General features: G+C 62.2%; 17 protein-coding genes. 12 read left to right on the top strand and 5 right to left on the bottom strand.

The window, feature by feature from the left end; translation table 11 throughout:
* Window positions 1-238: 238 nt before the first annotated feature.
* The 5 genes from SR3_RS13855 to SR3_RS13835 all read right to left on the bottom strand — a co-directional run bounded on the left by SR3_RS13855 (window position 239) and on the right by SR3_RS13835 (window position 9,172).
* Window positions 239-1,744, bottom strand: a complete 1,506-nt coding sequence (locus SR3_RS13855; RefSeq protein ID WP_245653911.1) for an efflux transporter outer membrane subunit — start codon at window positions 1,742-1,744, stop codon at window positions 239-241.
* Window positions 1,745-1,747: 3 nt separating this feature from the next.
* Window positions 1,748-4,909: an efflux RND transporter permease subunit gene (locus SR3_RS13850; RefSeq protein ID WP_068086968.1), complete on the bottom strand. Its 3,162-nt coding sequence runs from the start codon at window positions 4,907-4,909 to the stop codon at window positions 1,748-1,750.
* A gap of 6 nt (window positions 4,910-4,915) precedes the next feature.
* The gene (locus tag SR3_RS13845; RefSeq protein ID WP_245653910.1) at window positions 4,916-5,971 is read right to left on the bottom strand and encodes an efflux RND transporter periplasmic adaptor subunit; all 1,056 of its coding nucleotides are present in this window, start codon (window positions 5,969-5,971) and stop codon (window positions 4,916-4,918) included.
* Window positions 5,972-6,634: 663 nt separating this feature from the next.
* The gene (locus SR3_RS13840) at window positions 6,635-7,807 is read right to left on the bottom strand and encodes an aldo/keto reductase (protein WP_084455548.1); all 1,173 of its coding nucleotides are present in this window, start codon (window positions 7,805-7,807) and stop codon (window positions 6,635-6,637) included.
* Window positions 7,808-8,077: 270 nt separating this feature from the next.
* Window positions 8,078-9,172, bottom strand: coding sequence for an alpha/beta hydrolase (locus SR3_RS13835; protein WP_068086959.1), 1,095 nt, complete (start codon window positions 9,170-9,172; stop codon window positions 8,078-8,080).
* 543 nt (window positions 9,173-9,715) lie between these two features.
* Here SR3_RS13835 and SR3_RS13830 point away from each other — a divergent pair.
* From SR3_RS13830 to SR3_RS13775, 12 genes are all read left to right on the top strand, one after another.
* Window positions 9,716-10,846 (top strand): FAS1-like dehydratase domain-containing protein, encoded by a 1,131-nt coding sequence (locus tag SR3_RS13830; protein WP_218018826.1) that lies wholly within the window; start codon window positions 9,716-9,718, stop codon window positions 10,844-10,846.
* On the top strand, window positions 10,846-12,456 hold the full coding sequence (locus SR3_RS13825; RefSeq protein WP_068087045.1) for a class I adenylate-forming enzyme family protein: 1,611 nt from the start codon (window positions 10,846-10,848) through the stop codon (window positions 12,454-12,456). The genes SR3_RS13830 and SR3_RS13825 overlap by 1 nt, the downstream gene beginning before the upstream one ends.
* A gap of 383 nt (window positions 12,457-12,839) precedes the next feature.
* Window positions 12,840-14,096: an MFS transporter gene (locus tag SR3_RS13820; protein WP_068087042.1), complete on the top strand. Its 1,257-nt coding sequence runs from the start codon at window positions 12,840-12,842 to the stop codon at window positions 14,094-14,096.
* A gap of 78 nt (window positions 14,097-14,174) precedes the next feature.
* Window positions 14,175-15,299, top strand: a complete 1,125-nt coding sequence (locus SR3_RS13815) for a zinc-binding dehydrogenase (protein WP_218018825.1) — start codon at window positions 14,175-14,177, stop codon at window positions 15,297-15,299.
* A gap of 196 nt (window positions 15,300-15,495) precedes the next feature.
* Window positions 15,496-16,983 (top strand): aldehyde dehydrogenase, encoded by a 1,488-nt coding sequence (locus SR3_RS13810; protein ID WP_068086948.1) that lies wholly within the window; start codon window positions 15,496-15,498, stop codon window positions 16,981-16,983.
* Between the two features lie 40 nt (window positions 16,984-17,023).
* Window positions 17,024-18,187: an iron-containing alcohol dehydrogenase family protein gene (locus tag SR3_RS13805; protein WP_068086946.1), complete on the top strand. Its 1,164-nt coding sequence runs from the start codon at window positions 17,024-17,026 to the stop codon at window positions 18,185-18,187.
* On the top strand, window positions 18,184-19,665 hold the full coding sequence (locus tag SR3_RS13800; protein ID WP_218018824.1) for an aldehyde dehydrogenase family protein: 1,482 nt from the start codon (window positions 18,184-18,186) through the stop codon (window positions 19,663-19,665). The genes SR3_RS13805 and SR3_RS13800 overlap by 4 nt, the downstream gene beginning before the upstream one ends.
* Window positions 19,665-20,753 (top strand): NAD(P)-dependent alcohol dehydrogenase, encoded by a 1,089-nt coding sequence (locus tag SR3_RS13795; RefSeq protein ID WP_068086943.1) that lies wholly within the window; start codon window positions 19,665-19,667, stop codon window positions 20,751-20,753. The genes SR3_RS13800 and SR3_RS13795 overlap by 1 nt, the downstream gene beginning before the upstream one ends.
* Window positions 20,750-21,334 (top strand): DUF2889 domain-containing protein, encoded by a 585-nt coding sequence (locus tag SR3_RS13790; protein WP_068086941.1) that lies wholly within the window; start codon window positions 20,750-20,752, stop codon window positions 21,332-21,334. Before SR3_RS13795 ends, SR3_RS13790 begins: the two co-directional genes overlap by 4 nt.
* A 10-nt stretch (window positions 21,335-21,344) precedes the next feature.
* Window positions 21,345-22,136, top strand: a complete 792-nt coding sequence (locus tag SR3_RS13785; RefSeq protein WP_068087038.1) for a crotonase/enoyl-CoA hydratase family protein — start codon at window positions 21,345-21,347, stop codon at window positions 22,134-22,136.
* Between the two features lie 458 nt (window positions 22,137-22,594).
* On the top strand, window positions 22,595-24,184 hold the full coding sequence (locus tag SR3_RS13780) for a carboxylesterase/lipase family protein (protein ID WP_068086939.1): 1,590 nt from the start codon (window positions 22,595-22,597) through the stop codon (window positions 24,182-24,184).
* A gap of 93 nt (window positions 24,185-24,277) precedes the next feature.
* A complete protein-coding gene (locus SR3_RS13775; RefSeq protein WP_084455545.1) occupies window positions 24,278-25,396 on the top strand; it encodes an alpha/beta hydrolase in 1,119 nt (372 codons plus the stop codon).

Below are 25,396 nucleotides of genomic sequence, written 5' to 3'. Positions count from 1 at the left end.
GGACTTTTTAGATCCTTATGGCGGATGGGGGACGCCACCTCTCTACGCTCATTAATTCCCGCCGATTAGCGGCATAAAACCGCATGCCTCTATGAATAAAATTCATCAGTTGGCGCAAGATATCCAGCGAACCCTACAAGGCGAAAAAATACCTCCGCAAATAGCTTGCGGAGGTCAGTCCCCGTGCGCCAACCCCGCTTTTCAGCCGTGTGCGCCGGCCATTGGAGCTGGCGTTAACTCAGTTATCGGATGTGATTGCGGCGTTTGCTGTATTGGCCAGACCACCGCCCAGAGCGCGATAAAGCTCGACGGCATTGGTCTGCTTTTCCAGCCTCACGGAAACGAGATCCTGACGGGCAGTGTAGGCGCTGCGCTCACTGTCCAGCGTGGTCAAGAAGGGATCGACACCCTCCTGATAGCGTGCCCGCGAAATCCGCAACGCCCCCTGCGCGGCATCGGCGCGCTTCTGCTCGGCGCTCAACTGCTCGTCGATGGTCGCGCGGCGGGCCAAGGCGTCGGCCACCTCGCGGAAGGCGGTCTGCACCGCCTTTTCATAAGTCGCCACCATCGCGTCGCGGTTTGCGTTGGCCACATGCAGATTGCCGATGTTGCGCCCGGCATCGAAGATCGGCAGGCTGACCGTGGGCGTCACCGTCCAGACCTGACTGCCGTTCCCGAACAGGTTCGACAGGCCAAGGCTGAGCGTGCCGAAGGCCGCCGTCAGCGAGATGTTGGGGAAGAAAGCCGCCCGCGCCGCGCCGATGTTGGCATTGGCCGATTTCAGCTGATGCTCGGCGGCCGACACATCAGGCCGCTTGAGCAACACGCTGGAGGCCAGACCGCCCGGCAGCTGGCCGACGGTGGCATCCTGCTCGCTCTGCCCGGTGACCAGCAGATCGTCAGGCACATGAGTGCCCGCCAGCAGGTCGAGCGCATTGCGGTCCTGCGCCACGGTGGTGGTCAGCCGGGCGACATCCGCGCGGGCCTGCTGCAGGGTGGTTTCGGCCTGATGCAGATCCAGATCGGAGGCCACGCCCATGCTCGCGCGGCCCTGGGTGATCTTGAGTGTCTGCTCGAAGGTCGCGGCAGTATCCTTGGCGATGCTCAGCTGCTCGCGATCCGATCCCAGTTGCAGCCAGGCACTGGCCACTTCGGAGACCAATGTGACCTGGGCGGCGCGCTGAGTGTCGGCGCTGGCGAGATATTGCTCCAGCGCGGCCTGGGTCAGGCTACGCACCCGTCCGAAGAGATCGATCTCCCACGCCGAGACGCCGACCTGGGCCTGATAGATGTTGTAGCGCGCACTGCCGCCGCCGGTCGGCACACCGGCGCCCGCACCAGCTCCGGTGCCGCCGCCAGCCAGACCGCCCAGCGTGCGCTGATAGGTCGCCCCGGCGCTTGCGTTGATCGTGGGAAACAGATCCGCGCCCTGCACATGGGCCTGGGCCCGCGCCTGTGCCACATGGGCCATGGCGATGCGCAGATCACGGTTGTTGGCCAGCGCCAGCGCGATCACCTGCCGCAACTGAGGCTGGGTGAAGAAGCCTTCCCAGCCTAGTGGCGGAACATTCTGGCTTCGCGCCGCCGCGATCTCCGGTGTGTCCTGCATGCCGTCTGCCTGAGGCGGAGCGGCAGGCACCGGCAGATCTGGGCGATGATAATGGGGCGCCATGGTGCAGCCCGCCAGCAGCAGGCCTGGGGCCAACAGCAGCAATCCGCGCGCGCGCATTGTGGAGAGAGTCATGGGTCAGGAATCCTGTGCAGCCTCGCCAGCGGGCTGATCCTGACGGAACAGTTGCTTGACGATGCGAAAGAAGGTGGGAACGAAGAAGATCGCCAGCACCGTGGCCGAGAGCATGCCGCCCACGACCGCCCAGCCTATGGCGTTCTGCCCGCCGGAGCCCGCTCCATGCGACAGCGCCAGCGGCAGCACGCCCAGGGTGAAGGCAAAGCTGGTCATCAGGATCGGGCGCAGGCGCAGCTTGGCCGCTTCGACGGCAGCGGCGGCGGCGCTCATGCCCTCACGCATCTTCTCCTCGGCAAATTCGATGATAAGGATCGCGTTCTTCGCCGAGACGCCCACCGTGGTGATCAGGCCCACCTGCAGGTAGATGTCATTGCTCTGCCCCGTGATCCACGAGAGCAGCACGGCACCGAACACGCCGAGCGGCACCACCAGCAGTACCGCAATCGGCACCGACCAGCTTTCATACAGCGCGGCAAGGCACAGGAAGACGATCAGCAGCGAGAGCGTGTACAGCAGGCCGCTCTGGCCCGAACTCTGCTGTTGCTCATAGCTCAGGCCCGTCCACTCATAGCCGATGCCCTTTGGCATCTTGCCGGCCAGCTCTTCCATCGCCTGCATCGCCTCGCCGGTGCTGTGACCGGGCGCGGCAGAGCCCATGATCTCAAGCGAGGACACGCCATTGTAGCGCTCCAGCTTGCTGGGGCCAAAGATCCAGTGCCAGTTGGCAAAGGCCGAGAAGGGGGTCATCACCCCGCCGCTGCCGCGCACATAGAGATCGCCTATGGAATCTGGCTTGGTGCGGAAATCCTGATCGGCCTCGACATAGACCTTCTTCACGCGGCCACGGTCCATAAAGTCATTGACATAAGTTCCGCCGAAGGCCGTCGAGATGGTGGTGTTCACATCGGCCAGCGAGAGGCCCAGAGCGCCGGCACGGTTCTTGTCGACATCCAGCTTGATCTGGGGCGTCGATTCAAGACCGTTGGCGCGTACGAAGGCCAGACGCGGGTCCTTGCGGGCCAAAGCGATCAGCTGGTCGCGCGCGGCGACGAGCTTGTCATGGCCAAGGTTGCCATTGTCCTTGAGCTGGAAGTCGAAACCCTCGGCATTGCCCAGTTCGAAAACAGCGGGAGGGCCGAAAGCCAGCACCTGCGCGCCGCGGATCTTGGCAAAGGCGGCATTGGCGCGCGCCGCAATGGCATTGGCGGTGTTGGCGTTGCCCTCACGCAGCGACCAGTCCTTGAGGCGAATAAAGGTTAGACCCACATTCTGCGCCTGACCAACGAAACCGAAACCCGGCGCGGCGAACACGCCCTCGACATTTCCGCTTTCATTCTTGCGGTAATAGTCGGTCATCTGGCGCATCACGGTTTCGGTCTGCTTGATCGATGCGCCCGTGGGCAGGGTGACCTGGCTGAAGATAAAGCCCTGATCCTCCGAAGGCATGAAGCCACCCGGAAGGCGCAGGAAGATGCTCACCATACCGGCCACGATGACGACGTAGATCGTCATCGTGCGCTTCCATTTGCGGTCAGCTTTGAGCACGCCCGCTTCATAGCGGTCGCGGTTGACGTTGAAGGTATGGTTGAAGCGATTGAAGAAACGGTCGAGCAGACCGCTGATGCCCTTGCCCACCGGACGATCCTCTGACTCGAAGTCATCGCCCTCCTTCAGGATCGTGGCACAGAGCGCGGGTGTCAGCACCAGCGCCACCAGCACCGAGAGCGCCATCGAGATCACGATGGTCATCGAGAACTGGCGATAGATCACGCCCGCCGAGCCCCCGAAAAAGGCCATCGGCAGAAACACCGCAGCCAGCACCAGAGCGATACCCACCAGTGCCCCTGAAATCTCTTCCATTGACTTGAGCGCCGCATCCTTAGGGTTGAGGCCCTCTTCATGGATCAGGCGCTCGACATTTTCGACCACCACGATCGCATCATCGACAAGCAGACCGATGGCCAGCACCATGCCGAACAGCGTCAGCGTGTTGAGCGTGAAGCCCGTGTAGTAGAGGGTGGCAAAGGCCCCTAGTAGGACCACTGGCACGGCAATCGTCGGAATCAGCGTGGCCCGCCAGTTCTGCAGGAACAGATACATAACCAGAAAGACCAGGACGATCGCCTCGAACAGCGTCTCAACCACATCCTTGATCGACAGCTTCACGAATTCGGAGTTGTCGAGCGGATAGACGACCTTTACGTCAGGCGGGAACTGGGCCGAAATCTCGGTGATCTTTTCCTTCACCGCCGCCACCGTGTCGAGCGCATTGGCGCCGGGCGCCAGCTTGATGGCAAAGCCGCTGGCGGGATGGTTGTTGTAGAAGGGGCGGAAGTTGAAGTTCTCGCCGCCCAGCGACACGCGCGCCACGTCCGACAGCCGCACATTCGAGCCGTCGGCATTGGTCCGAAGAATGATGTCCTTGAACTCCTGCGAGGTCTGCAGACGGGTTTGCGCGGTGATGACAGCATTTAGCTCTTGATCGTCCCGCGCGGGCAGCGCGCCCACCTGTCCCGCCGACACCTGCGCGTTCTGCGCGGTGATGGCGGCGGTGATGTCACCCATCGTCAGATTCAGACTGGTCAGCTTGAAGGGGTTGACCCAGATACGCATTGCATATTGCGCGCCGAACTGCTGGGTGTCGCCCACGCCGGTCACGCGGCTGATCGGGTCCTTCAGCTTGGAGGCGACCATGTCGCCCAGATCTTCCTGATTATGGCTGCCGTCGGTGGAGGTCAGGCCGAAGAACAGCAGGAAGTTCTTGGCCGCCTTGGTGACGGTCAGACCCTGATGCTGCACTTCCTGAGGCAGCATGGGCGTGGCCTGCTGCAGCTTGTTCTGCACCTGCACCTGCGCGATATCAGGGTTGGTACCCTGCGCGAAGGTGAGGATCATCGTCAGCTGGCCCGAGCTGTCGCTGGTCGTGCTGAAATATTCGAGATGATCCAGACCGCTCATCTGCTGTTCGATCACCTGGGCGGTGGTCTGTTCCAGCGTGCGCGCGTCAGCACCCGGAAGCGTGGTGGAAATCTGCACCATGGGCGGCGCGATGGCGGGAAACTGCGCGACCGAAATCTGCCGCAGCGCGATGGTGCCCGCCAGCATGAAGATGATCGCGATCACCCATGCAAAGATGGGGCGATTGATGAAAAAGCGCGACATGACGGATCAATCCTTCGCGGCGGCCTGACCTGCGGGAACCGCTGTTGCGGCATCACCCGGTTTGACATTGAGCTGACCTTCCACGATCAGCCGGTCACCGGCCTTCAGACCGCTCTCAACCACCCATGCGTCGCCCTGGGCTTCGCCCAGCACCAGCTTGCGCTGCGCCACCTTGCCGCCAGCCCCCATTACAAGAGCGACGGCATCGCCATGTTCGTCATGTGTGACGCCGCGCTGCGGGGCCATGACTGCACGGTGGATCACCCCGTCAGTGACACGAGCGCGGACATACATTCCCGGCAGCAGCACTCCATCTGCATTGGCAAAGCGCGCCCGAACCGTGACCGAACCCGAACTGCCGTCCACCGTGGGTTCGGTAAATTCCAGCTGGCCCTTCACAGGATAGATCTTCCCGTTAGGGAGCGTCAGCTCGACCTTCGCGCCGGCCTTGCCTTCGCGCGATAGCGAACCCTTCTTCAGCGCCTCGGTCAGATCGAGCAGCTTGCCGGCTGGCTCGGTGACATCGACATAGACCTGATCGATCTTGCTGATGGTCGCAAGTGGCTGACTCTGTCCGGTCTGGGCCAGGCCGCCAACCGTCACAAGTGAGCGGCCGATGCGCCCGGAAATCGGTGCCCGCACGCGGGTAAAACCGAGATTGACCTGCGCGCTCGAGACATCGGCGCGGCGCGCCTGCAACGTGGCGCGGGCCACATCAGCCGCCGCCACGGCATTGTCGAGATCTTGCTGGCTCACACCCTTGATATCGATCAGGCGCTTATAGCGATCGGCCTGAAGCGCAGTCGAGCGGATGGAGGCCTGCGCTACGGCCATCTGCCCATTGGCGCTGCCCAGGGCCGCGCGATAGGGAGTGTCCTCGATCTCGTAGAGGACCTGCCCGGCCTTCACCAGCGAACCTTCCTCAAAGAAACGTCGGCGGATCAAACCGTTGATCTGCGGGCGTACCTCGGAGGTTTCGACCGCCACCACACGACCGGGCAGTGAACTGCTCTGTGTCGCATCCTGCTCGGTGAGCGTCACAACGCCCACTTCGGGCGTCACCGCTGCCCCCTTGGCTGCTGGATGCCCGCAACCTGCGAGCGCCAGACTCAGGGCCGCAGCTCCAAAAGCGAAGGTGATTTGAGGTCGTGACATACATGGTCCCTGCAAAAGGCGGGCACCGAACATGGGCGCACAAACAGGGGCCGCCCCCAAACCCGGGAACGACCCACCAGTCCGTCCATCCACTCGATTTCAACCCAGATAGGCAGACAGTGACACGCGCTACCCTCTTGGGAGGCTAACGGGATTCTGTGCCCTGCCAGTTGGAGAGACCTGTTAGAATGTTAGGATTGTTACGAGAACATACTGATTTCGGCATGTGGTTGTGAATGAGATTCATAAATCAGCACAAGGACACCCCAATTTGTCTCACAATCTCGTCATAATTAACAACAGGCTCTCGCTTGCCATGTGAAAGTGGAGTTATCTTCGACCCCATCTTCACCGCAACTGTCACTGCCAAGCGTCATGCCCACATCGATGGGCCCGCACGATGTGCGCATGCTGCGCATCGATGCGAACCATCGACGGTGAAAAACATTAGGAGCGATGAGGAGGGTAAAGGTCGCTGTTCCAGCCAGTTCATGCCAGCCATGACCCAGCCGCCAACAGGAAAAGCCGAAGAGCAGCGGGAAAACCGCGACCAGTTTGAGGGCTATCCTATCAGCGCCGGGGCGCCGCTTCGACGCCCGACATCGCTAAAACACCGGCCGGTAGGCGTGCTCCTGCGATATGCACCGCATCGACATCGCCGTTGATCAGCGCCAGCTCGTCAGGCGTGAAGCGGATCGCGGCTGCGCCAAGATTTTGCTCCATATGCGCGATTTTCGTGGTGCCGGGGATGGCGACGATCCATGGCCTCTGGGCCAGCAACCAGGCAAGGGCGATCTGGGCGGGCGCGGCTTCCTTTTCACGAGCCCAGCGTTCGCCCACTTCGACAAGCGCCATGTTCACCTTGAGCGCATCGGGCGCAAAGCGCGGGACCATCGCGCGAAACTCGTTGGTGAAGCGCCGCGATGCGTCGATGCTGCCCGACAGGAAGCCCATCCCCAGCGGGCTCCAGCAGACAAAGCCGATTCCAAGTTCCTCGCAGAGTGGGAGCACCTGCTGTTCGGGCCCGCGCCACAACATGGAATATTCATTCTGGATCGCGGTGACCGGGTGAACGGCATGGGCCCGCCGAATGGTCTCGATGCCTGGCTCCGACAGACCGTAATGCCGAAGCTTGCCCTCGGCGATCAGATCGCCCAGCGTCCCCGCGACATCTTCGATTGGCACATCCGGATCGACACGGTGCTGATAAGCCAGATCGATCCTGTCGGTCCGCAAACGCTTAAGCATACCCTCAATCGCCAGGCGGATATGCGCCGGGCGGCTGTTGAGACCAGGCAACTGGCGACCAGTTTCGGGATCGATGTTGAAGCCGAACTTGGTTTCCAGCACCACTTTGTCGCGTAGGCCCTGCAAAGCCTCTCCCACCACGCCTTCCGAAATAAAGGGGCCATAGGCTTCCGCGGTGTCGATCAGCGTCACGCCCCGATCGACCGCACGGCGGATCAGGGCGACGGCCGCAGGTCGGTCCATCGAACTGCCATAGAAATCAGCCACTCCACCGGGTGTACGACCTGGGGTCCATTGGCACCCCAGGCCAATGGATGATACATCAAGTGAACCGAGCTTACGCCTTGCGGTTGCGGGTAACGAAGTGGGCAATTGTGGCGCCGCGGCAAGGCCTGCCGGAACCGCAGAGGCCAGTCCAAGCACCGCACCTGCCCGCAGCAGGTCACGGCGGTCCATAAGGGAGCCGGTTGACGGATTTGCTGGTTCGAGAACCATTATGCTGGATTTCCTTGCAAAGGGGGTGATGATTGACGGACTGTCAGCCCGGCGCAGCGAGCGAGCCGGCGCCCCGGGCGCACGCGGATGCCCCGGACCGATAGGCGCGGGTGCCGGGCAGCGGCGTCAATCAAGGATCGCGTGACATCGCTTGGCCCGGTCACATCGGCAACGAAAGGAGTGGCCAACGATCCCAGTTCTTGGGCCAGCACCGCGAACCATTTTTCGAGCCTCACCGCCAGCAGAATAGTCGCCCCGCCTGTCAGCCGTTCAGAGTGTCCTTGCGAAGAACGGGGCCATCTTGGCCAACGCCGCTTGCGTGTACTCCGGAACCCAATAGGTCTCGATGTGGCGCGCGCCTTCGATGAGGTAGAGTTCTTTGTCCTTCGTTCCAGTCGCCTTGGGGAAGGCATCTTGCGTCATGTACAGACTGTCCGCCTTGCTCCCGGCGATCATCAGCAGCGGCTGATCGATGAGGTCGATCTGGTCGGTCGCGTCCCAGCGCATCAGGTCCAGCAGGCTGCTCATCGTATATTTGAAGGTCGAGCCGGAATGGGCATGCGTGCGCCAATAATATTGATACCCCTGCCGGTAGAGATCGTAAGGCAGGGCAGCGATCTGCGCATCGGTCATGTTGGCATCGCCGGCATAAAGTACGGTGCCACCGGCAATTTCTTGCGCGCGCGCCGCAGAAGCCTGATGCAGGCGCTTCTGGATGCTGTCCATCTGCGAATCGTTGTAGCCGTTGCGGCGAACCCGGCCCGAATTGAACATGCTCAAGGTGGTGAGCGCCTTGAAGCGCTTGTCGGTTTTGGCAGCGGCAAGGGAATAGCCGCCGCCCCCGCAGATGCCCAGCAGCCCAAGGCGCTCGGGATCGACACCGGGATAGCGCGTGATGAAGTCCGCCATGCCGTGAATGTCTTCGATACGGTTGGTGGGCTTATCAACACTGCGCGGCAGGCCGCCGCTTGCACCCTGATAGGAAGCATCCGCCGCAATTGTGATGAAACCATGCTCGGCCAGATTTTGCGCATAGAGACCGGCAGTCTGTTCCTTCACACCACCATTGGGATGCGCCACAACGATCGCAGGGTAAGTGCGGGCCGGGTCATACGCCGGGGGCGTGTAGACGTTCGCCGCAATGTCCAACCCATGAAGCTTGTAGCTGACAGGGTGGATATTGACCTTGCCCGGCTCGTTCTTGGTCAAGGCGCCTTCATAAACCAGCGTGAACGGGTTCTTCTTTTCGTCATAGACGATCGTGTCTGCAATCTGGGACATGGCTGGGGCTCCTACGAGGATTCCGGAAAGGGCAATCGCGGAGGCGCCAAGAAACTTACGCCTGTTGCCGTACATAACTTCCATCGCTGGACTTCTCTGTTGCGGCCAAGCGCTGCCTCAATTCCGGCGAGCGCCACAGCACATTTCGTCAGTGGGCGACCTGGCCGCCGCGGCGACCCATCCAGTTTATACCGAGCCTGAAGCCACGCGATTAGATACAATGATCAGCATTCAGCAATTAGCTAACCTAATGAATGCCGCCGGCAGGCATCGCGACGGATACGAACTGGCTGTGCGCCAACCTTGAAAGCGGCCGTAACCTCACTCGAGTGAACTGTCCCGCGATCGAATGGCGTGAGCCATAAGACTGGATTTACGCAATAACCTTGGAAAAATCCTTCTGAAACCCAGGCAAAATCGGTGGTCGCGCGGGTTCCCTCCGCACTATAATCGGGCCGACAGGCTAAAGGAATTGACCATCTCTTACCTGCTTGACAGGCGCGTTCACAGGTTCATAAAGGACGCAGATACGACCCTTGGTTCATATAGGCGGACAACATGAGTGGAGAGGCAGGCATTAGCCGCGAACTGGCGCGAGCAGAATTCACCCCGAAGATGCTTGATGACATGCGGTCACGCATCGGCATGCAAATTCGCACCGATGGCTGCGTCAACAATGAGTTGGCGACCCGTATTGCGATCCTGCGCTTCTGCGAAGGCATCGGCGACGACAATCCCTTGTGGACAGACAAGAGCTACGGCGAACAGACTGTGTATGGCGGACTGATCGCTCCGCCCAGCTTCATCTTCGCCTGCATGGCATCGGTCCAATTTGGCTGGGCCGGCCTTGGCGGTTTCCATGCCGAAACCACTATGGAATTCCACAAGCCGATCCGGATGAACGACACCATCGACGCAACTGTGTTCTTTGATGGTTTCGACGGGCCCACCGAAAGCCAGTTTGGCGGACGTCGCATCAAGGATTACATTCGCCAGGAATATCGTGATCAGACGGGCGATCTTGTCACCAAATTCATCTGCTCGCGCATGCGCTTCGAACGCGGCGAGATGCAGAAGCGCCGCGAGTCGCGCAAGATCGAGCTTCCGCATCCCTGGACAGAGGCGGAACTGACGCAGATCGAAAACGACGTGCTCGCCGAAAGCCCAAGGGGCGCCGAACCACGGCTCTGGGAGAGCGTCGAAATCGGTGACGAGATCGACATCATCACCAAGGGCCCACTGGGCCTGACCGACGAAATCGCCTTCGTGGCGGCGGGCGCCGCGCCGATCCCCCGCATCGCGGCGCATCGCATCGCGCTTCAGCGTTATCGCCGCCATCCCAACTGGGCGTTTCGCGATCCGGCCACCAATGCGTTGGAACCAGTCTATTCGGTTCACTACAACGATCACGCCGCGCGGATGCAAGGCGCACAGATCGCCTATGACGTCGGCATTCAGCGTACTTGCTGGCAGATCCATTCGCTCACCAACTGGATGGGCGACACCGGCTTTCTCAAGAAGCTGTCCGGCCAATATCGCGCTCACGTCTACCTCTCGGACGTGGTGCGCCTGAGTGGTCGGGTGGTAGGCAAGGAGATCGATGCCGACGGCGACCATGTCGTGCTTCTCGAGACATGGGCCACCAACCAGCGCGATCAGAATGTCATGCCCGGCACCGCCGTGGTCGCCCTGCCCCATCTCGACGGCGCGCAGACGATGATCCTGCCGCGCGCGCTCCAGACGGCGGGAGGAAAATGATGGCACAGGCAGCTATTCGCGACGGCGAGGGTCCGGCAGCGACAGCCGAGTGGGGCAAGGATATCGCCGTGGAGATTGCGGACGGGAAACCGTTCAAGATGTACACGCGTCGGCCCCATCGCCTTGCCCAGCTTCTCGAACTGGGCCGGCGATGGGGGGACAGGCCCCATATCGTGCAGGGCGACCGCGTCCTCACCTTCAACGACCTGTTGCGCCTCGCCCCGGCCAAGGCCGCCGATCTGGCGCGCCGGGGTGTTAAGTCAGGCGATCGCGTTTTTCTGATGGCCTTCAACAGCCCGGATTATGTGATCAACTATTGGGCCGTGCTGCTCGCCGGCGCTGTGCCGACCCTCGTGAATGCGTGGTGGAGCGAGGTTGAGGTCAACGACGCGGTGGCAAGCATGAAGCCCGCGCTGATCCTGGCCGACACCAAGGCCTCGGCCCGCATCCCGGCGAATGCGGCAACAGGGCCTTGGGGCAATGATGATATCATGATCGGCGAAACGCCCGATCACGCCCCGGATCAGGGCGATGAAAACGAACCGGGGGTCATCATTTTCACCTCCGGCACCTCGGGCAAGCCCAAAGGCGTCGTGCTTTCACACCGATCTTTGCTGGCCAATCTGCAGATGCTGCTGCACATGACCAAACGCCTGCCGCAGCAACTCACCGAAACGTCAGCGGATATAGCGCTTCACACCGGACCGCTCTTCCACATCGGCGGGGCGCAGGCGATGTTGCGGGCAGTGACCGTGGGGAACACTCTGATCATGCCGCGTGGCCGTTTCGACGCGGGTGAGACGCTGGATCTTATCGAGGCGTGGAAGGTCAACCGTTGGTCCGCTGTGCCCACGATGATTTCGCGCGTGCTCGAACATCCCGATCTGGCTTCCCGGAACCTGACCAGCCTCAAAGCCGTGACGCTAGGCGGCGCGCCCCTGCATTCCGAACTGCAGCAACGCATTCGCACGGGTTTTCCGGGCGCGGATGCGCGCATCGCCACGGGTTACGGGCTGTCGGAAAACGGCGGCCAGGCGACTGCCGCTTCGGATGGGGATACCGTCAACAGGCCGGGTACGAGCGGGAGGCCCCTGCCGCTTACAGAACTCAAAATTGTCGAGCGGGAGGGCTTGCCGGATGGCGAGATCTTCATCCGCGCACCCACGCAAATGAGCGAATATTTCGGCGTCGCCGAGACGCCCATCGATACCGAAGGATGGCTGGCAACGGGCGACCTCGGTCGCGTCGATGCCGATGGCTATGTGTGGATCACCGGCCGCTGCAAGGATTTGATCATCAGAGGCGGCGAAAATATCGCTCCAGCCGCGGTTGAAGCGGCCTTGATGTCCATCCCCGGGGTCAGCGACACGGTGGTTTTCGGCATTGCGCACCCTGATCTGGGTGAGGAAGTGGCCGCCATTGTGGTCCTGCAGGAGGGCACATCTCAGGATGTGGTGAAGGCACAGATGCGCGGCGCTGTTGCCTCCTTCTCGGTGCCCAGTTGGTGGCGCTTCCAGACTGATCCGCTGCCCGTCAATGCAACCGGGAAGATTGATAAGCCCGCCGTGATCGCTGGCATGCGAGCGAAATTGGGCACCCAGCAGACCTAGCCGATACCATCCCGATCGATCATTTGCGAGGGGGGTGTCACCGTGATTGACAAGTGAGGCCGCCCCATCATAAGTTCGTTGTTACGGCACGTTATGCGTAAATAAGAACAAATTGGATAGAGGAACCGGGCCTTCATTTTCGCCCGGAGTCATCAGGCTCGACAAGGTGAGACAAGCGACCCGCACATGGGGCTGCCAATAGCTGCCCACACCTTGCAGCCTCAAAAATACGCAGGATCACTGCGACCCCGGAATTGCGAAAAGCCCTGGCCCGCGGTGGCGGGAAGACCGTCTGAGACTCGGGAAGGACAGAGAGGATGCACGTGACCAAAGCCGACGCCTTTGTGCGACCAGCGATACAGGCCAGTGATGACGGCAAGACCATGCGCCGCATCGCCATGGCCAGTTATGTCGGCACACTGATCGAATTCTACGACCTCAGCATATATTCGACCGCTGCGGCCATTGTTTTTCCAAGCATTTTCTTCTCGCGCCTGGGCGAGGCGGGCGGAACTGTCGCCGCATTCGGCACCATCGGCGTGGCTTTCGTGGCCCGCCCTCTCGGCAGTATCATCTTCGGCCATTTCGGCGATCTCGTCGGGCGCAAAAGCACGTTGGTGACCTGCCTGCTGATGATGGGGCTCGGCACGATCATGGTGGGTTTCCTGCCCTCGGGCGACCAGATCGGCATTCTCGCGCCGATCCTCCTTGTGCTGCTGCGCATTCTTCAGGGACTAGCCGCAGGTGGTGAATTTGCCGGCGCGACCCTTTTCGTTTCAGAGAGCGCCCCGCCCCATGAACGGGGAAAATGGTCCTCCATGCCGATCCGGGGCGGGGCGATCGCCACCAGCCTGGCAGCCCTGACCTTCCTGCTAACCAGCCTCACCATGAGCAGCGAGGCTTTCCATAGCTGGGGATGGCGTGTGCCGTTCCTGCTCAGCAGTGTCCTGCTGGTGATCGGGCTCTACATTCGCGTCAAGATGGAGGAAACCTCGGTCTTCAAGCGTGATGCCACCCATAAGGGGCGATCGGACATTCCCTTTCTGGCCGCGTTCCGCGCACAAAAGCGCGAGATCTTCCTGGGATGCCTGGTCGAGGTCCCCGCTTTCGCTCTGCTCTACCTTGTCCTCACCTATGTCGTGAACTTCGGAGCCAATGATCTCAAGCTCGGCTATTCCTGGGTGTTGGCCATGACGGTGCTGAGCGGCCTGACGACCCTGGCATCGGCAACCTACTCCTCGAACCTGTCTGATCGGATTGGCCGCCGCCCTGTTCTGATCGCGGCAAACACGCTGGCAACGATCTGGGTGCTTGCCCTATTCCCCATCCTTCACAGCAGCAGCGCCTTCATCTTCGGGTTGTGTGTTGTGGTATCAGCCCTGATCAACGGCATGATTTTCGGCCCCGTCGGCGCGTTCATGTCGGAACTGTTCAAGACGCGCTATCGCTATACGGCAGTCGGCCTCTGCTACAATGCCGCAGGAATTCTGGGGGGCGCGATCCCGCCCTTGTTCGCGGGCCACATTATATCGGCTTATGGCAGTCTGGCCTTTGGCGGCGTCATGGCAGCGCTCTTCGCTTGCAGCGTCCTGAGTTGCGTGGCGCTGAGCGAAACGCGCGGTCGCAGCCTCCTCGATTGACATTGGGAACCCCATGGGTCCCGAATTAGGGCCCGACCGTCTGGCCCGGCCCCTCCAGCGGAAGGTGATATTATGCGCATGACCGCCGCCGTTCTTTACGAACTGGGTCTGCCCACGCCTTATGAAACCAGCACCCCTTTCGTCATCGAGGAGGTGGACCTTGATGGCCCCGGAGACGGCGAGGTGCTGGTGGAAATCCGCGCGGCAGGACTTTGCCATTCTGATCTGTCGATCGTCGCGGGCCTCAGGCAAAGGATACTGCCCTGCGTGGGCGGGCATGAAGGCGCTGGTATCGTCCGTGAGGTCGGGCGTGGCGTGATGGGCCTGCGTAACGGCGATCATGTTGTGATGACCGTCGGCGCGGGATGCGGACATTGCCGCCCCTGTTATGACGGGCGTTCCGCCCTATGCGACGAGAGCGGAGCGCCGCGCGGGCAAGGCTTGCTTCCGCTTGGAACGCGCCGCCTGCATCGCGGTGGCCAGCCGGTCTTTCATTTCAGCGGCGTCTCATCCTTCGCCCAATATGCGGTGACCGGAGCGGAAGCGCTGGTCAAGATCGATCCAGACATTCCTTTCGATGTGGCAGCCATGTTCGGTTGCGCCGTGGTGACGGGGGTGGGCGCCGTATTCAACACTGCCAAGGTGCGCCCCAGCCAGTCTGTCGCAATCTTCGGATTGGGAGGGGTCGGACTGAATGCGGTTATGGCCGCCCGCCTGTCTGGCGCCTCGCAGATTATCGGGATCGACATCAAGCCGGACAAGTTCCCGCTTGCCCATGAGCTTGGGTGCACGGCAACGCTGGATGCGACCGCCCCGGACATGGTGGAGCAGGTGCGCGCCATGACGGACGGCGGTGTCGATTTTGCTTTCGATATGACCGGCGTGACCTCGGCGGTCACCGCCGGCATCGCAATGACTCGCAAGGCCGGTGAAATGATTTGCGTCGGGCTCGGGTCATCCTCGGAACTCACCAGCTACAATCATGCCTCTCTGGTGCTGAGAGAAACAGTGCTGCGCGGCTCGCTGATGGGGGGCGGCGTTGCCGCGCGCGACATCGCCGATTATCTGCGCCTTTATCAGCAAGGGCACCTCCCGGTAGACCGACTCAGAAGCGAGACGATCGGCTTTGGACGCTTGAATGAAAGTCTCGACCTGCTCTCGCGCGGCGCTGTCTTGCGGCAAATTCTGCTTCCGCATGGATGATGGCCTTTGAGTTATCTGAGGGACTTTGAATTGCTCTTTCATGCCTGCCACGCCGGTTGACTCATCCCGGCATCAGGCCTAGAAAACATAATACCGCACATCGATGCGCATATAAGAACAAATTCACTGAATCGCAGGCGAGGATAACTGTCGGTCCCGTGGACTCGGCCTTCCCGCCAAGAGAGGAGACATTCAGATGGATCATATGATCACCGCCCGACAGGCTGTACGGCACGCAGGCCGCTTCTTCATTGGCGGTCAATGGGTCGAGCCCAGCTCGGATGCGACCATCACTGTCATCGACTCGGCCACCGAACAGCCGTTCCTCGAAGTGGCAGAAGCGCAGGCAGCCGATATGTCCCGGGCTATCGCGGCAGCGCGCGAGGCCTTCGACAACGGCCCCTGGCCGCGCATGAGTCACGCCGAACGGGCGGGCTACATGCGCGCCCTGGCTCAGGCGCTGCGCAAGCGCGGGCAAGATATTCGCGAGTTGTGGCCGCGCGAGGCAGGCGCGCTTGCAACACTCGCCCAGCCCTACACCGACCGGGCCGCCAGTGAATTCGAATATTATGCCGATTTTGCAGCCACTCACGCCTTTGAGGAATATCACAAGCCGACCAATGGCGAGTTCGGCCTGCTGGTGCGCGAACCGGTTGGTGTCGTGGGCGCGATCGTACCCTGGAACGGCCCGGTGGTGGCCATTTCGCACAAGCTGGCCCCGGCCCTGCTGTGCGGCTGCACGGTGGTCCTCAAATCCTCGCCCGAGGCGCCCGGCGAAGGCCTGATCTATGGCGAGATCGCCGAAGAAATCGGCCTCCCCCCCGGCGTGTTCAACGTGGTGACTGCCAACCGCGAAGTGTCTGAAATGCTTGTGACCGATCCCCGGGTGGACAAGATCTCCTTCACCGGATCGACAGCAACCGGTCGCCGCATCGGTGCGCTATGTGGCGAACGGATCGCACGCTGCAGCCTTGAACTGGGCGGCAAGTCCGCCGCTATCATCCTCGACGACGCCGACATCGAAAGCGCAGCCGAAGCTCTGGCGCGTGCGGAGTGCGCGATCAACGGCCAGGTCTGCGCCTCGCTCACCCGCATCATTGTCTCCCAACAGCGACACGATGCCTTTGTCGAGGCCCTCACCGCCTCTTTCTCGCGTGTGCGCGTCGGCGATCCCTATGACAGTTCCAGCGAGATGGGGCCGCTGGCCACTCGCCAGCAGCACGAAAAGGTGTTCGGCCTGATCGCCAAGGGCACCGAGCAAGGCGCCAGGCTGGTGACCGGTGGTGGCAGACCGCACGGGCTGAACCGCGGCTTCTATGTCGAGCCGACGGTCTTTGCCTCGGTCGAAAGCCGTAACATCATCGCGCAGGAAGAGATTTTCGGTCCCGTGCTCAGCGTCCTGCCCGCGCGCGACGAAGCCCATGCGATCGACATCGCCAATGACACGATCTATGGGCTCAATGCCTCCGTTTTCACTCCCGACATCGATCATGCCCGCAAGGTCGCGGCACAATTGCGCTCAGGGACCGTCGCTCAAAACGCCTTTCGCATTGACTTCGGCATCGCCTTTGGCGGGTTCAAGCAATCTGGTATCGGTCGCGAAGGCGGGACAGAGGCGCTGGGGATTTACACCGAAGCCAAGACCGTCATTCTGGATGGCCGCCCGTCGAGCTTCATCGCGTGAATGGCTCGCCTCCCTTTCCAGCACGCTACCGGATACGCCCATGAGCGATACCATCGATTTTCAGCATGTGACACCTGCCCTTCGGGTTCATGCCGGTACGCGCGCTTTCACGCATTTACCGCGTGAACTCGACAGGCTCGGGAGCAAACGCGCCGTGATCATCTGCGGCGCGACTCTGGGCCGAGAGGCTTCGCCTCTCGACCTTGTCCGCGAGGCGCTGGGGGGGCGCCTCGCGGGCACTTTCAGCAGCGTCAAGGCCCACAGCCCGGTTTCAAGCGTGAAGGCAGCGGCGGATTTGCTGCGCTCGCTTAAAGCTGATGCGGTGATCGCAGTGGGCGGCGGGTCTGCCATCGTTACGGCCCGGGCGGCGAGCATATTGGTGGCCGAACAAGGTGACGTCGCCTCGCTGGCGACGACTGTCAGGGACGGCGCGCTCACCAGCCCCCGCCTGGGCAACCCAAAGCTCCCCCAATTGATCGTCCCGACGACACCGACCACGGCAATGGCGAAGGCCGGAAGCGCCTTGTTGGATGATGAGACCCATGCCCGCCTCGCCCTGTTCGATCCAAAGACCCGGGCGCAGTGTCTGTTCATCCACCCGGATCTGCTGGCATCGGCGCCCCGCCACCTGATTGTCTCGGCGAGCCTGAACACGTTGGCCATGTCAATCGAAGGCCTGATGTCGTCCAAGGGCGATCCGATCGCCGACGGCGAGCTCATCCATGCGTTGCGCCTGTGCGATCAGCATCTGCGGAATGACGAAACTGTCGATACGCCCAAGGCACGGGTCAATCTGGCCATTGCTGCGCTGCTGTGCGGTCAGGGAACCGACCATAGCGGCGCCGGGATGACCACCGTGCTGGGCCATGCCATAGGCTCGCACTTCGGCATCGAGAACGGCGTGGTCAATGCTATCGTGCTTCCCACCGTGTTGCATTTCAATGCGGCGGCGGCGCGGGATGGGATCGACAAAGTGGCGGTGGCGCTAGGCCTGCCCGGCGGCGACGTTGCGCGGGTGGCCGGACGGCTGCGCGCTCTGTTTGAAACATTGAACGTACCCGCGCATCTGCGGGAAGCGGGCGTAAAGAAAACCGATCTGCCCGACATCGCGAAACGCGCGATGGGCGACTGGTTTCTCAAGAGCAACCCGCGACCGGTACAAGACGAGCACGAGCTTGTCGCACTGATGGAGGACGCCTGGTGACACATTCCCTCGAAACTTCGGAGGCAGGCATCGGCCTGGCACCACCCTCCTCCCTCCCCGCGCTGGGCGAGCGCGATCAGATTTACATCGATGGCCACTGGGTGGCCTCCAGCGGCACAGAGATGATCGAGGTCATCAATCCGGCAACCGAAGAACGCATCGGCTCGGTTGTGCGTGGCACCGAGCAGGATGTGGACCGTGCCACGCAGGCTGCCGCCCGCGCGTTCGACGACTGGTCGAACACCACCATCGAGGAACGCAAGGCCATCTTCCACCAGCTCGCGCAGCTGACCCGTGAACGAACCGAGGAGATCACCCGCACCATCGTAACCGAGGTTGGCCAGCCGATCACCTCGGCGCGCGTGTCCCAGGCAGAAGGCGCGGTCGATGAACTCGACATCATGGCTGACGCGCTGGACGACATCTCCTGGGTCGATCACTATGATGGAGCCGAAGTGCGGCGCGAGGCGGCGGGCATCGTCGGAGCGATCACCGCCTGGAACGCCCCGCTGCGCTCGATCATCTCCAAGGCCGGAGCGGCCATGGCCGCGGGCTGCACTGTCGTTCTCAAGAGCAGCGAGGTCGCACCGTTCAGCGCCTTCATCTTTGCCGAGATGGTGGAGAAGGCGGGTGTTCCGGCGGGTGTGTTCAATCTGGTGAACGGCACCGGGCCGGAAGTTGGCGAAGCCATCGCCAGCCACCCGCTGATCGATCTGGTATCGCTGACGGGCTCGGTGCGCGCCGGGCAGCGGGTGATGGCTCTGGCATCCGATACGGTCAAACGTGTCCATCTTGAACTGGGCGGCAAATCGGCCAACATCATTTTTGACGGCGCCGATTTCGAAAAAGCGATCAAGACCGGCATTGCCGATGCCTTCCGCAACGCCGGGCAGGTCTGCGGCGGCCTTACGCGCATGCTCGTCCCGCGCAGCAAGCTCGCGCAGGTCGAAGCGATGGCGATCGCGGCGGCGCAAGCCTATGTGCTGGGCGACCCATTCGACCCGGCCACCACGCTGGGCCCGGTCATCACCGGCATCCAGCGCGAGCGCATCCGCGACTACATCCGCACCGCGCCTCAAGAAGGCGCGCGCCTGCTGACCGGAGGGGCAGAAGCGCCTGAGGGACTGGAACGCGGCTATTTCATCCGCCCGACCGTTTTTACCGCCGACAATTCCATGCGCATCGCCCGCGAGGAAATTTTCGGCCCGGTGGTCACGATCATCCCCTTCGACAATGAGGACGATGCCTTCGCGATCGCCAACGACTCCCCCTATGGTCTGGCCGGCGGCATCTGGGCTGAAACGCCCGACCGCGCCCGCGCCCTGGCCCGGCGCCTGCGAACCGGACGCATCCGCATCAACGGCGCGCCGATCAGCAAGCTTGCCCCGCATGGTGGCTTCAAACTGTCGGGCATCGGCCGTGAATGGGGTCGCTACGGATTGGAGGAATTCCTCGAATACAAATCGGTAAACGGCTGATGGGACTGACAACTCACGCCCGTTGCGTGTGCGATCGCGGGGGCCCCTTCGTTCCCGCGATCATCGAAAGGCGTGAGCCGGGCCCACACGATGTGGTGATCGCCATCGCCTACGCCGGAATCTGTCATTCCGACCTTGAGCATGTCCACGCCAAACGCGGCACCCCGATCTTCCCCATGGTGCCCGGGCATGAAATCGCCGGAGTGGTCACCGCGGTTGGCAGCGCGGTGTCAAAATTCAAGGTCGGCGACCATGCCGGGGTCGGCAATATGGTGGATTCATGCCGCGAATGCGACAGCTGCAAGGCCGGACTTGAGCAATATTGCAGCGGTCGCCGCGTGCTGACCTACAACTCGCGCGATCATGACGGCGATCCGACCTATGGCGGATACAGCGACCAAATCGTGGTCGATCAAGCCTATACCATCAAGATACCGGCGGGCATGGATCTGGCGCAGACCGCGCCTCTGTTCTGCGCGGGCATCACGCTCTACTCGCCATTGCGGCATTGGGGAGCGGGCCCGGGGCGCCGCGTCGCCATTGTCGGTTTCGGGGGGCTGGGCCATGTCGGGGTGCAAATTGCCCATGCCATGGGAGCGCGCACTACCGTTCTCGACATCTCCGACGCTAAGCGTCCGGATGCGCTGCGCATGGGTGCCGAGGACTATGTCGTGGTTACCCAGCCCGGGGCGATGGAGGCTCTGACGGGCCGTTTCGACCTTATCATTTCGACGGTGCCCGCCAATGTCGATATCGACGCCTACCTCGCCATGCTGGCGGTCGATGGCGTGATGGTCACCCTTGCGATCCCCGAAAAGCCGCTCTCCTGCTCAGCCGCATCCCTGCTTGCAAACCGGCGTTCAATCGCTGGTACCCGCAGCGGCGGCATTGCCGAAACGCAGGATATGATCGACTTTTGTGCAGCCCACGGCATCGGCGCCGAGGTCGAGATCATAGCGGCGGACGCCATTGCCGGCGCTTATGAGCGCCTGGAAAAAGGCGATGTGCGCTATCGCTTCGTCATCGATGCAGCCACCATGAAGGAAGGGCAGGCGGTCGCGCTGGCCGACGCCGGTGTTATGCCATGAACGGACCGGGGGCCCCTTACGAAAGGCTCGACGACCTTCATCTGCGGCGTATCACGATGCGGGGGTATCGCCTGGCCAACGATCTGTTCGAGATCGAGGGGCATATCATCGACACCAAGCCGGTCGATTTTGCCCCCGCCAGCGGCGATTACCGTGTCCCGGCCGATGAGCCCATTCACGACATGGGGCTTTCCCTCATCTTCGGCTCCGACATGGTGGTGCGCGACGTGCGGACCTTCACCCGCGCCACCCCCTATGAGATGTGCCCGGCCGCCGCATCGGCGATGCGCGCGATTATCGGGCTTCAGATCGGCCGTGGGTGGAACAAGGAGGTGCAGCGCCGTCTGCCGCCGGCGTCGCGCTGCACCCATCTCGCCGAATTGCTCGGCCCCATGGCCACTGCCGCGCTTCAGGCCATGAGCGGACTGCGGCAGGACAGGCCAGACCCTGTCGACGCACAGGGAAGGCCCCTCCAGTTGGGCACTTGTTTCGCCTACAGCCCGCACAGCGATCTGGTGAAGCGGCGCTGGCCAGACTTTTATGAGCCTGTTTCCCAGCAGGCTGAAATCGACGAGCGATGAGGATGACTGCGTGACCGATTTCCTGATTTATGAACAGCAGGGCCCTGTGGTGACCCTGACCATGAACGATCCGGCTCGGCGCAACCCGCTAACCGGCAACAGCGCGATCCCGGAATTCCTCGCCGCAATCGATCGCATTCACGACGATCACAGCGTGCGCTGCGTGATCCTGACAGGCAATGGCCCCTCCTTCTGCGCGGGCGGCGACATCAACGAGATGAAGCGCCAGGCCACACCCGAGGTTTCAGAGATCGCCATCCGCCACGAATATCGACGCGGCATCCAGCGCCTCACTCTGGCGCTCTTCAATCTGGAAGTGCCCGTCATCGCGGCGGTCAACGGCCATGCTATCGGTGCCGGGCTCGATCTGGCCTGCATGTGCGACATCAGGATCGCCGCCGAGAAGGCCAAATTCGCCGAAAGTTTCATTCGCCTCGGGATCATTCCGGGTGACGGTGGCGCCTGGCTGCTGCCGCGCATCGTCGGCCTTTCGGCGGCGGCGGAAATGGCTTTCACCGGCGATATGATCGATGCCGAACAGGCCCTGCAGATGCGGCTCATTTCCAAAATCGTGCCGGGTGAAGAGTTGCTGGCCGCTGCGCGCGAACTGGCCGGGCGGATCGCGCGCAATCCTTCGCATGGCATTCGGCTGAGCAAGCGTCTGATGCGTGAATCGCTCCACAGCCGGCTGAGCGATGTTCTCGAGCTTTCCGCAGCCTATCAGGCGATTTCGCACAAGACAGCAGATCACAGCGAGGCGGTCGAGGCCTTTCTGGAAAAGCGCGAGCCCCGTTTCGACTGACAGGCCAAGCGGGTGACGGCGCGCGTCGAATGTTGCGACTTCACGTTGCGCCGCCCTCCACTCACATGGAAGCATGGCAGGTAAGGCAGGACCGCCGCTTCACGGCGGTTGACCCGAGACGGTGCGCCACCCATGTCTGCGCGGCATTCATTAGCCAGCCTTATGACGCTATGCCGATGCTCCCCTCTAATCAAAACGTTCGGCCCTGTTAGGATCGGGCTTACGTGGAGATTGGAGAGGCCTGACCTTGCGTCGGGCTCTTGAGCAGGGGGCAGTGTGATGGCAGCAATTGCCGCCAAACCGGCAGGACGCAGCCAGCACGAAGCCAGGCTGGCACCTGCAAGAGCGTTTCGTCACGCGGACCCAGCAGTTCATCCCGGCCAGTCATTTGGCCATCGGCCCAGGACTGGTGCGACGGTACTGCCCGGCCACCACCCTCTCTTGCGCAGGACCATGCTATGAACCGGCTGTCTCGTCTCTTCCTGCTTGCCTGCGGCCTGTCCGCTCTGTCCCCCGCCCATGCGCAAACGGTCACCCTGCCCGATGGCGCGCTGCGCGGCTCCACCCAGGATGGCGTGACCAGCTACAAGGGCATTCCCTTCGCCGCGCCTCCGGTGGGTGCCTGGCGCTGGCGCCCGCCTCAGCCCGTCGAGCCCTGGCAGGGCGAACGGGATGCCACAAGCTTCGGCGCCGATTGCGCGCAGGTGGCCTTCGGCCCCCCTTCGGCCCGTCCAAAATCCGAGGATTGCCTGTTCCTCAACATCTGGCGCCCGGCCCAGAGCGAGCCGGGACGCAAGCTTCCCGTCATGGTCTGGATCTACGGCGGCGCCTTCCTGTTCGGAAGCGGTGCCGATCCGACCTATTCCGGCGCTCAGTTTGCGCGGCAGGGCGTGATGCTCATCACGATCAATTACCGTCTCGGGCGCTTCGGCTTCTTCGCTTTCCCTGCGCTGAGCAAGGAACACCCCGATGAGCCCAAAGGCAATTATGCCTATATGGACCAGATCGCCGCGCTGAAATGGGTGCGGCGCAATGTGGCGGCTTTTGGAGGCGATCCGGAGAATGTCACCATCTTCGGTGAATCCGCCGGCGGAGTTTCGGTTCACACCCTGCTGACCTCGCCGGCTGCACGGGGCCTGTTCAACAAGGCGATTATCGAATCCGGGGGCGGCCGCGACGGCACCCTGACCGGGCGACCAATGAGCAAGGACAATGCCGATCCCAACTATCCGGTGTCGGCACAGACCACCGGGATCAACTTCGCCCGCAGGCAGAAGATCGAGGGCACTGATCCGGCCGCGCTGGCCAATCTGCGTGCACTGCCCGCCGACCAGATCCTCGATGGCGGACTCGAAACCGACGGCAAGGATGGCGCGCGGATCTACCCCGGGCCGATTGTCGATGGCACGATCGTGACGCAAACCGCCGAGCAGGCCTATCGCAAGGGGCAGCAGACCGTCGTCCCGCTGGTGATCGGTTCCAACAGCGCCGAGGTCACCGGAGGATTCCTGGCCGCCTCGTCCAAGGATGAGCTTTTCTCCCAATTCAAGTCCGGCAAGCAGGCGGCGATGGCCGCTTACGATCCGGCGGGGGATCGCCCGCTGGCCGAACTGCTCACAATGGCGATCACCGACCGGGTGTGGGCGGAACCTGCACGCCTGACCGCGGCGGCCTATGCCGCCAAGGGCGCGCCTGCCTATATCTATCGTTTCTCCTATGTCGCCGACGCCATGCGCGATCGCTTCAAAGAGGGGGCGCCGCATGCCTCCGAACTGCCTTTCGTCTTCGACACACTCCAGAGCCGACCCGGTAGCCAACCCACGGCAAAGGACGAGGCGGTCGCCCGGACGATGAATCGCTATTGGGCAAATTTTGCCAGGACTGGAAAGCCTGACGGCGAAGGCATGCCGACATGGCAGGCCTACACCCCTGCCGGTGACATGATCATGGATTTCCGCGCCGACGGGACAGCGGTCGGGGAGGCCGATCCCCGCAAGGCTCGGCTTGACGCCACCGAAAAAGCGGACGGCTCGGTAATACCACGCTAACATCGCGTCCCTGAGAAATATTGGACAGACAAACAGGGACAAGCTGATCGCCCGCCTCGTGGAGCGATCAGCATCATTCAAGGATGCTCAACAATGCAGGACATTTCCCTTTCGCGGCGATCACTGCTGTCTCGTTCAGCGACCGGGGCGGCGGCGGCCGGGATGGCAGCCTCCGGGTTTGCGACTGCCGCCGCTGGCGCGCCCGTTGCGGGTGCAGCACGCGCGCCACTGGTGATTGACGAGCAGGGCAGCTTCGCCGCAGGCGGCAGCATCGTCACCAGTCCCGGCACGGTCGACCACTATGCGCAAGGCACCACAGGGCAAACCCTGCATGGTGACCACGCCTACATCTTCTACCAGAAACCGGTAGGGGCCAAGCCGCTGCCGCTGGTGTTCTGGCATGGCATCGGCCAGTTTTCCAAGACCTGGGAAACCACACCAGATGGCCGCGAAGGGTTCCAAAACATCTTTCTGCGCCGCAAGCACAGCGTCTATCTGATCGATCAGCCACGCCGAGGTCGCGCCGGGCGCACCACACAGGCCGCGCCGATCAGCACCACGCCTGACGACCAGCGCTGGTTCGATACTTTTCGCGTCGGCGTCTGGCCCGACTACAATCCGGGTGTTCAATTTTCCCGCGATCCCGAAGCGCTCAATCAGTATTTTCGGCAGATGTCGCCCAGCACGGGGCCGTTCGATCTCAAGATCACCTCTGATGCCATCGTCGCTCTGTTCGACCGCATTGGCCCTGGCGTGCTGGTCACGCATTCACACAGCGGCGGGCTTGGCTGGCAGACGGCCATGCACAACCACAATGTACACGGTATCGTTTCCTTCGAACCCGGCAGCAATTTTGCCTTTCCCCCCGGTGAATTGCCCGCTCCAATCGCTAGTTCATCCGGTCCGATCGAGCCCATCGAAGCCCCCCTCGAAGAATTCCGGATGCTCACCAGGATTCCTATTCTCATCGTCTATGGTGATTTCATTCCAGCCAAGCCGGACCCCAATCCGGGCGCGGACGGTTGGCGTGCGCGTCTGGAGATGGCGCGCCTTTGGCGCGATGCCGTCAACCGCCATGGAGGGGATGTGACCGTCATTCACCTTCCCGAGATCGGGATACACGGCAACACTCATTTCCCCTTCTCCGACCTCAACAACATTGCGGTGGCCGATGTGATGTCCGCCTTTCTCACAAGGAAGAAGCTCGGCTGA

The organism is Novosphingobium rosa NBRC 15208, assembly GCF_001598555.1.
GTDB classification, from domain to species: domain Bacteria; phylum Pseudomonadota; class Alphaproteobacteria; order Sphingomonadales; family Sphingomonadaceae; genus Novosphingobium; species Novosphingobium rosa.
This window is presented reverse-complemented; position numbering and strand designations above follow the sequence as displayed.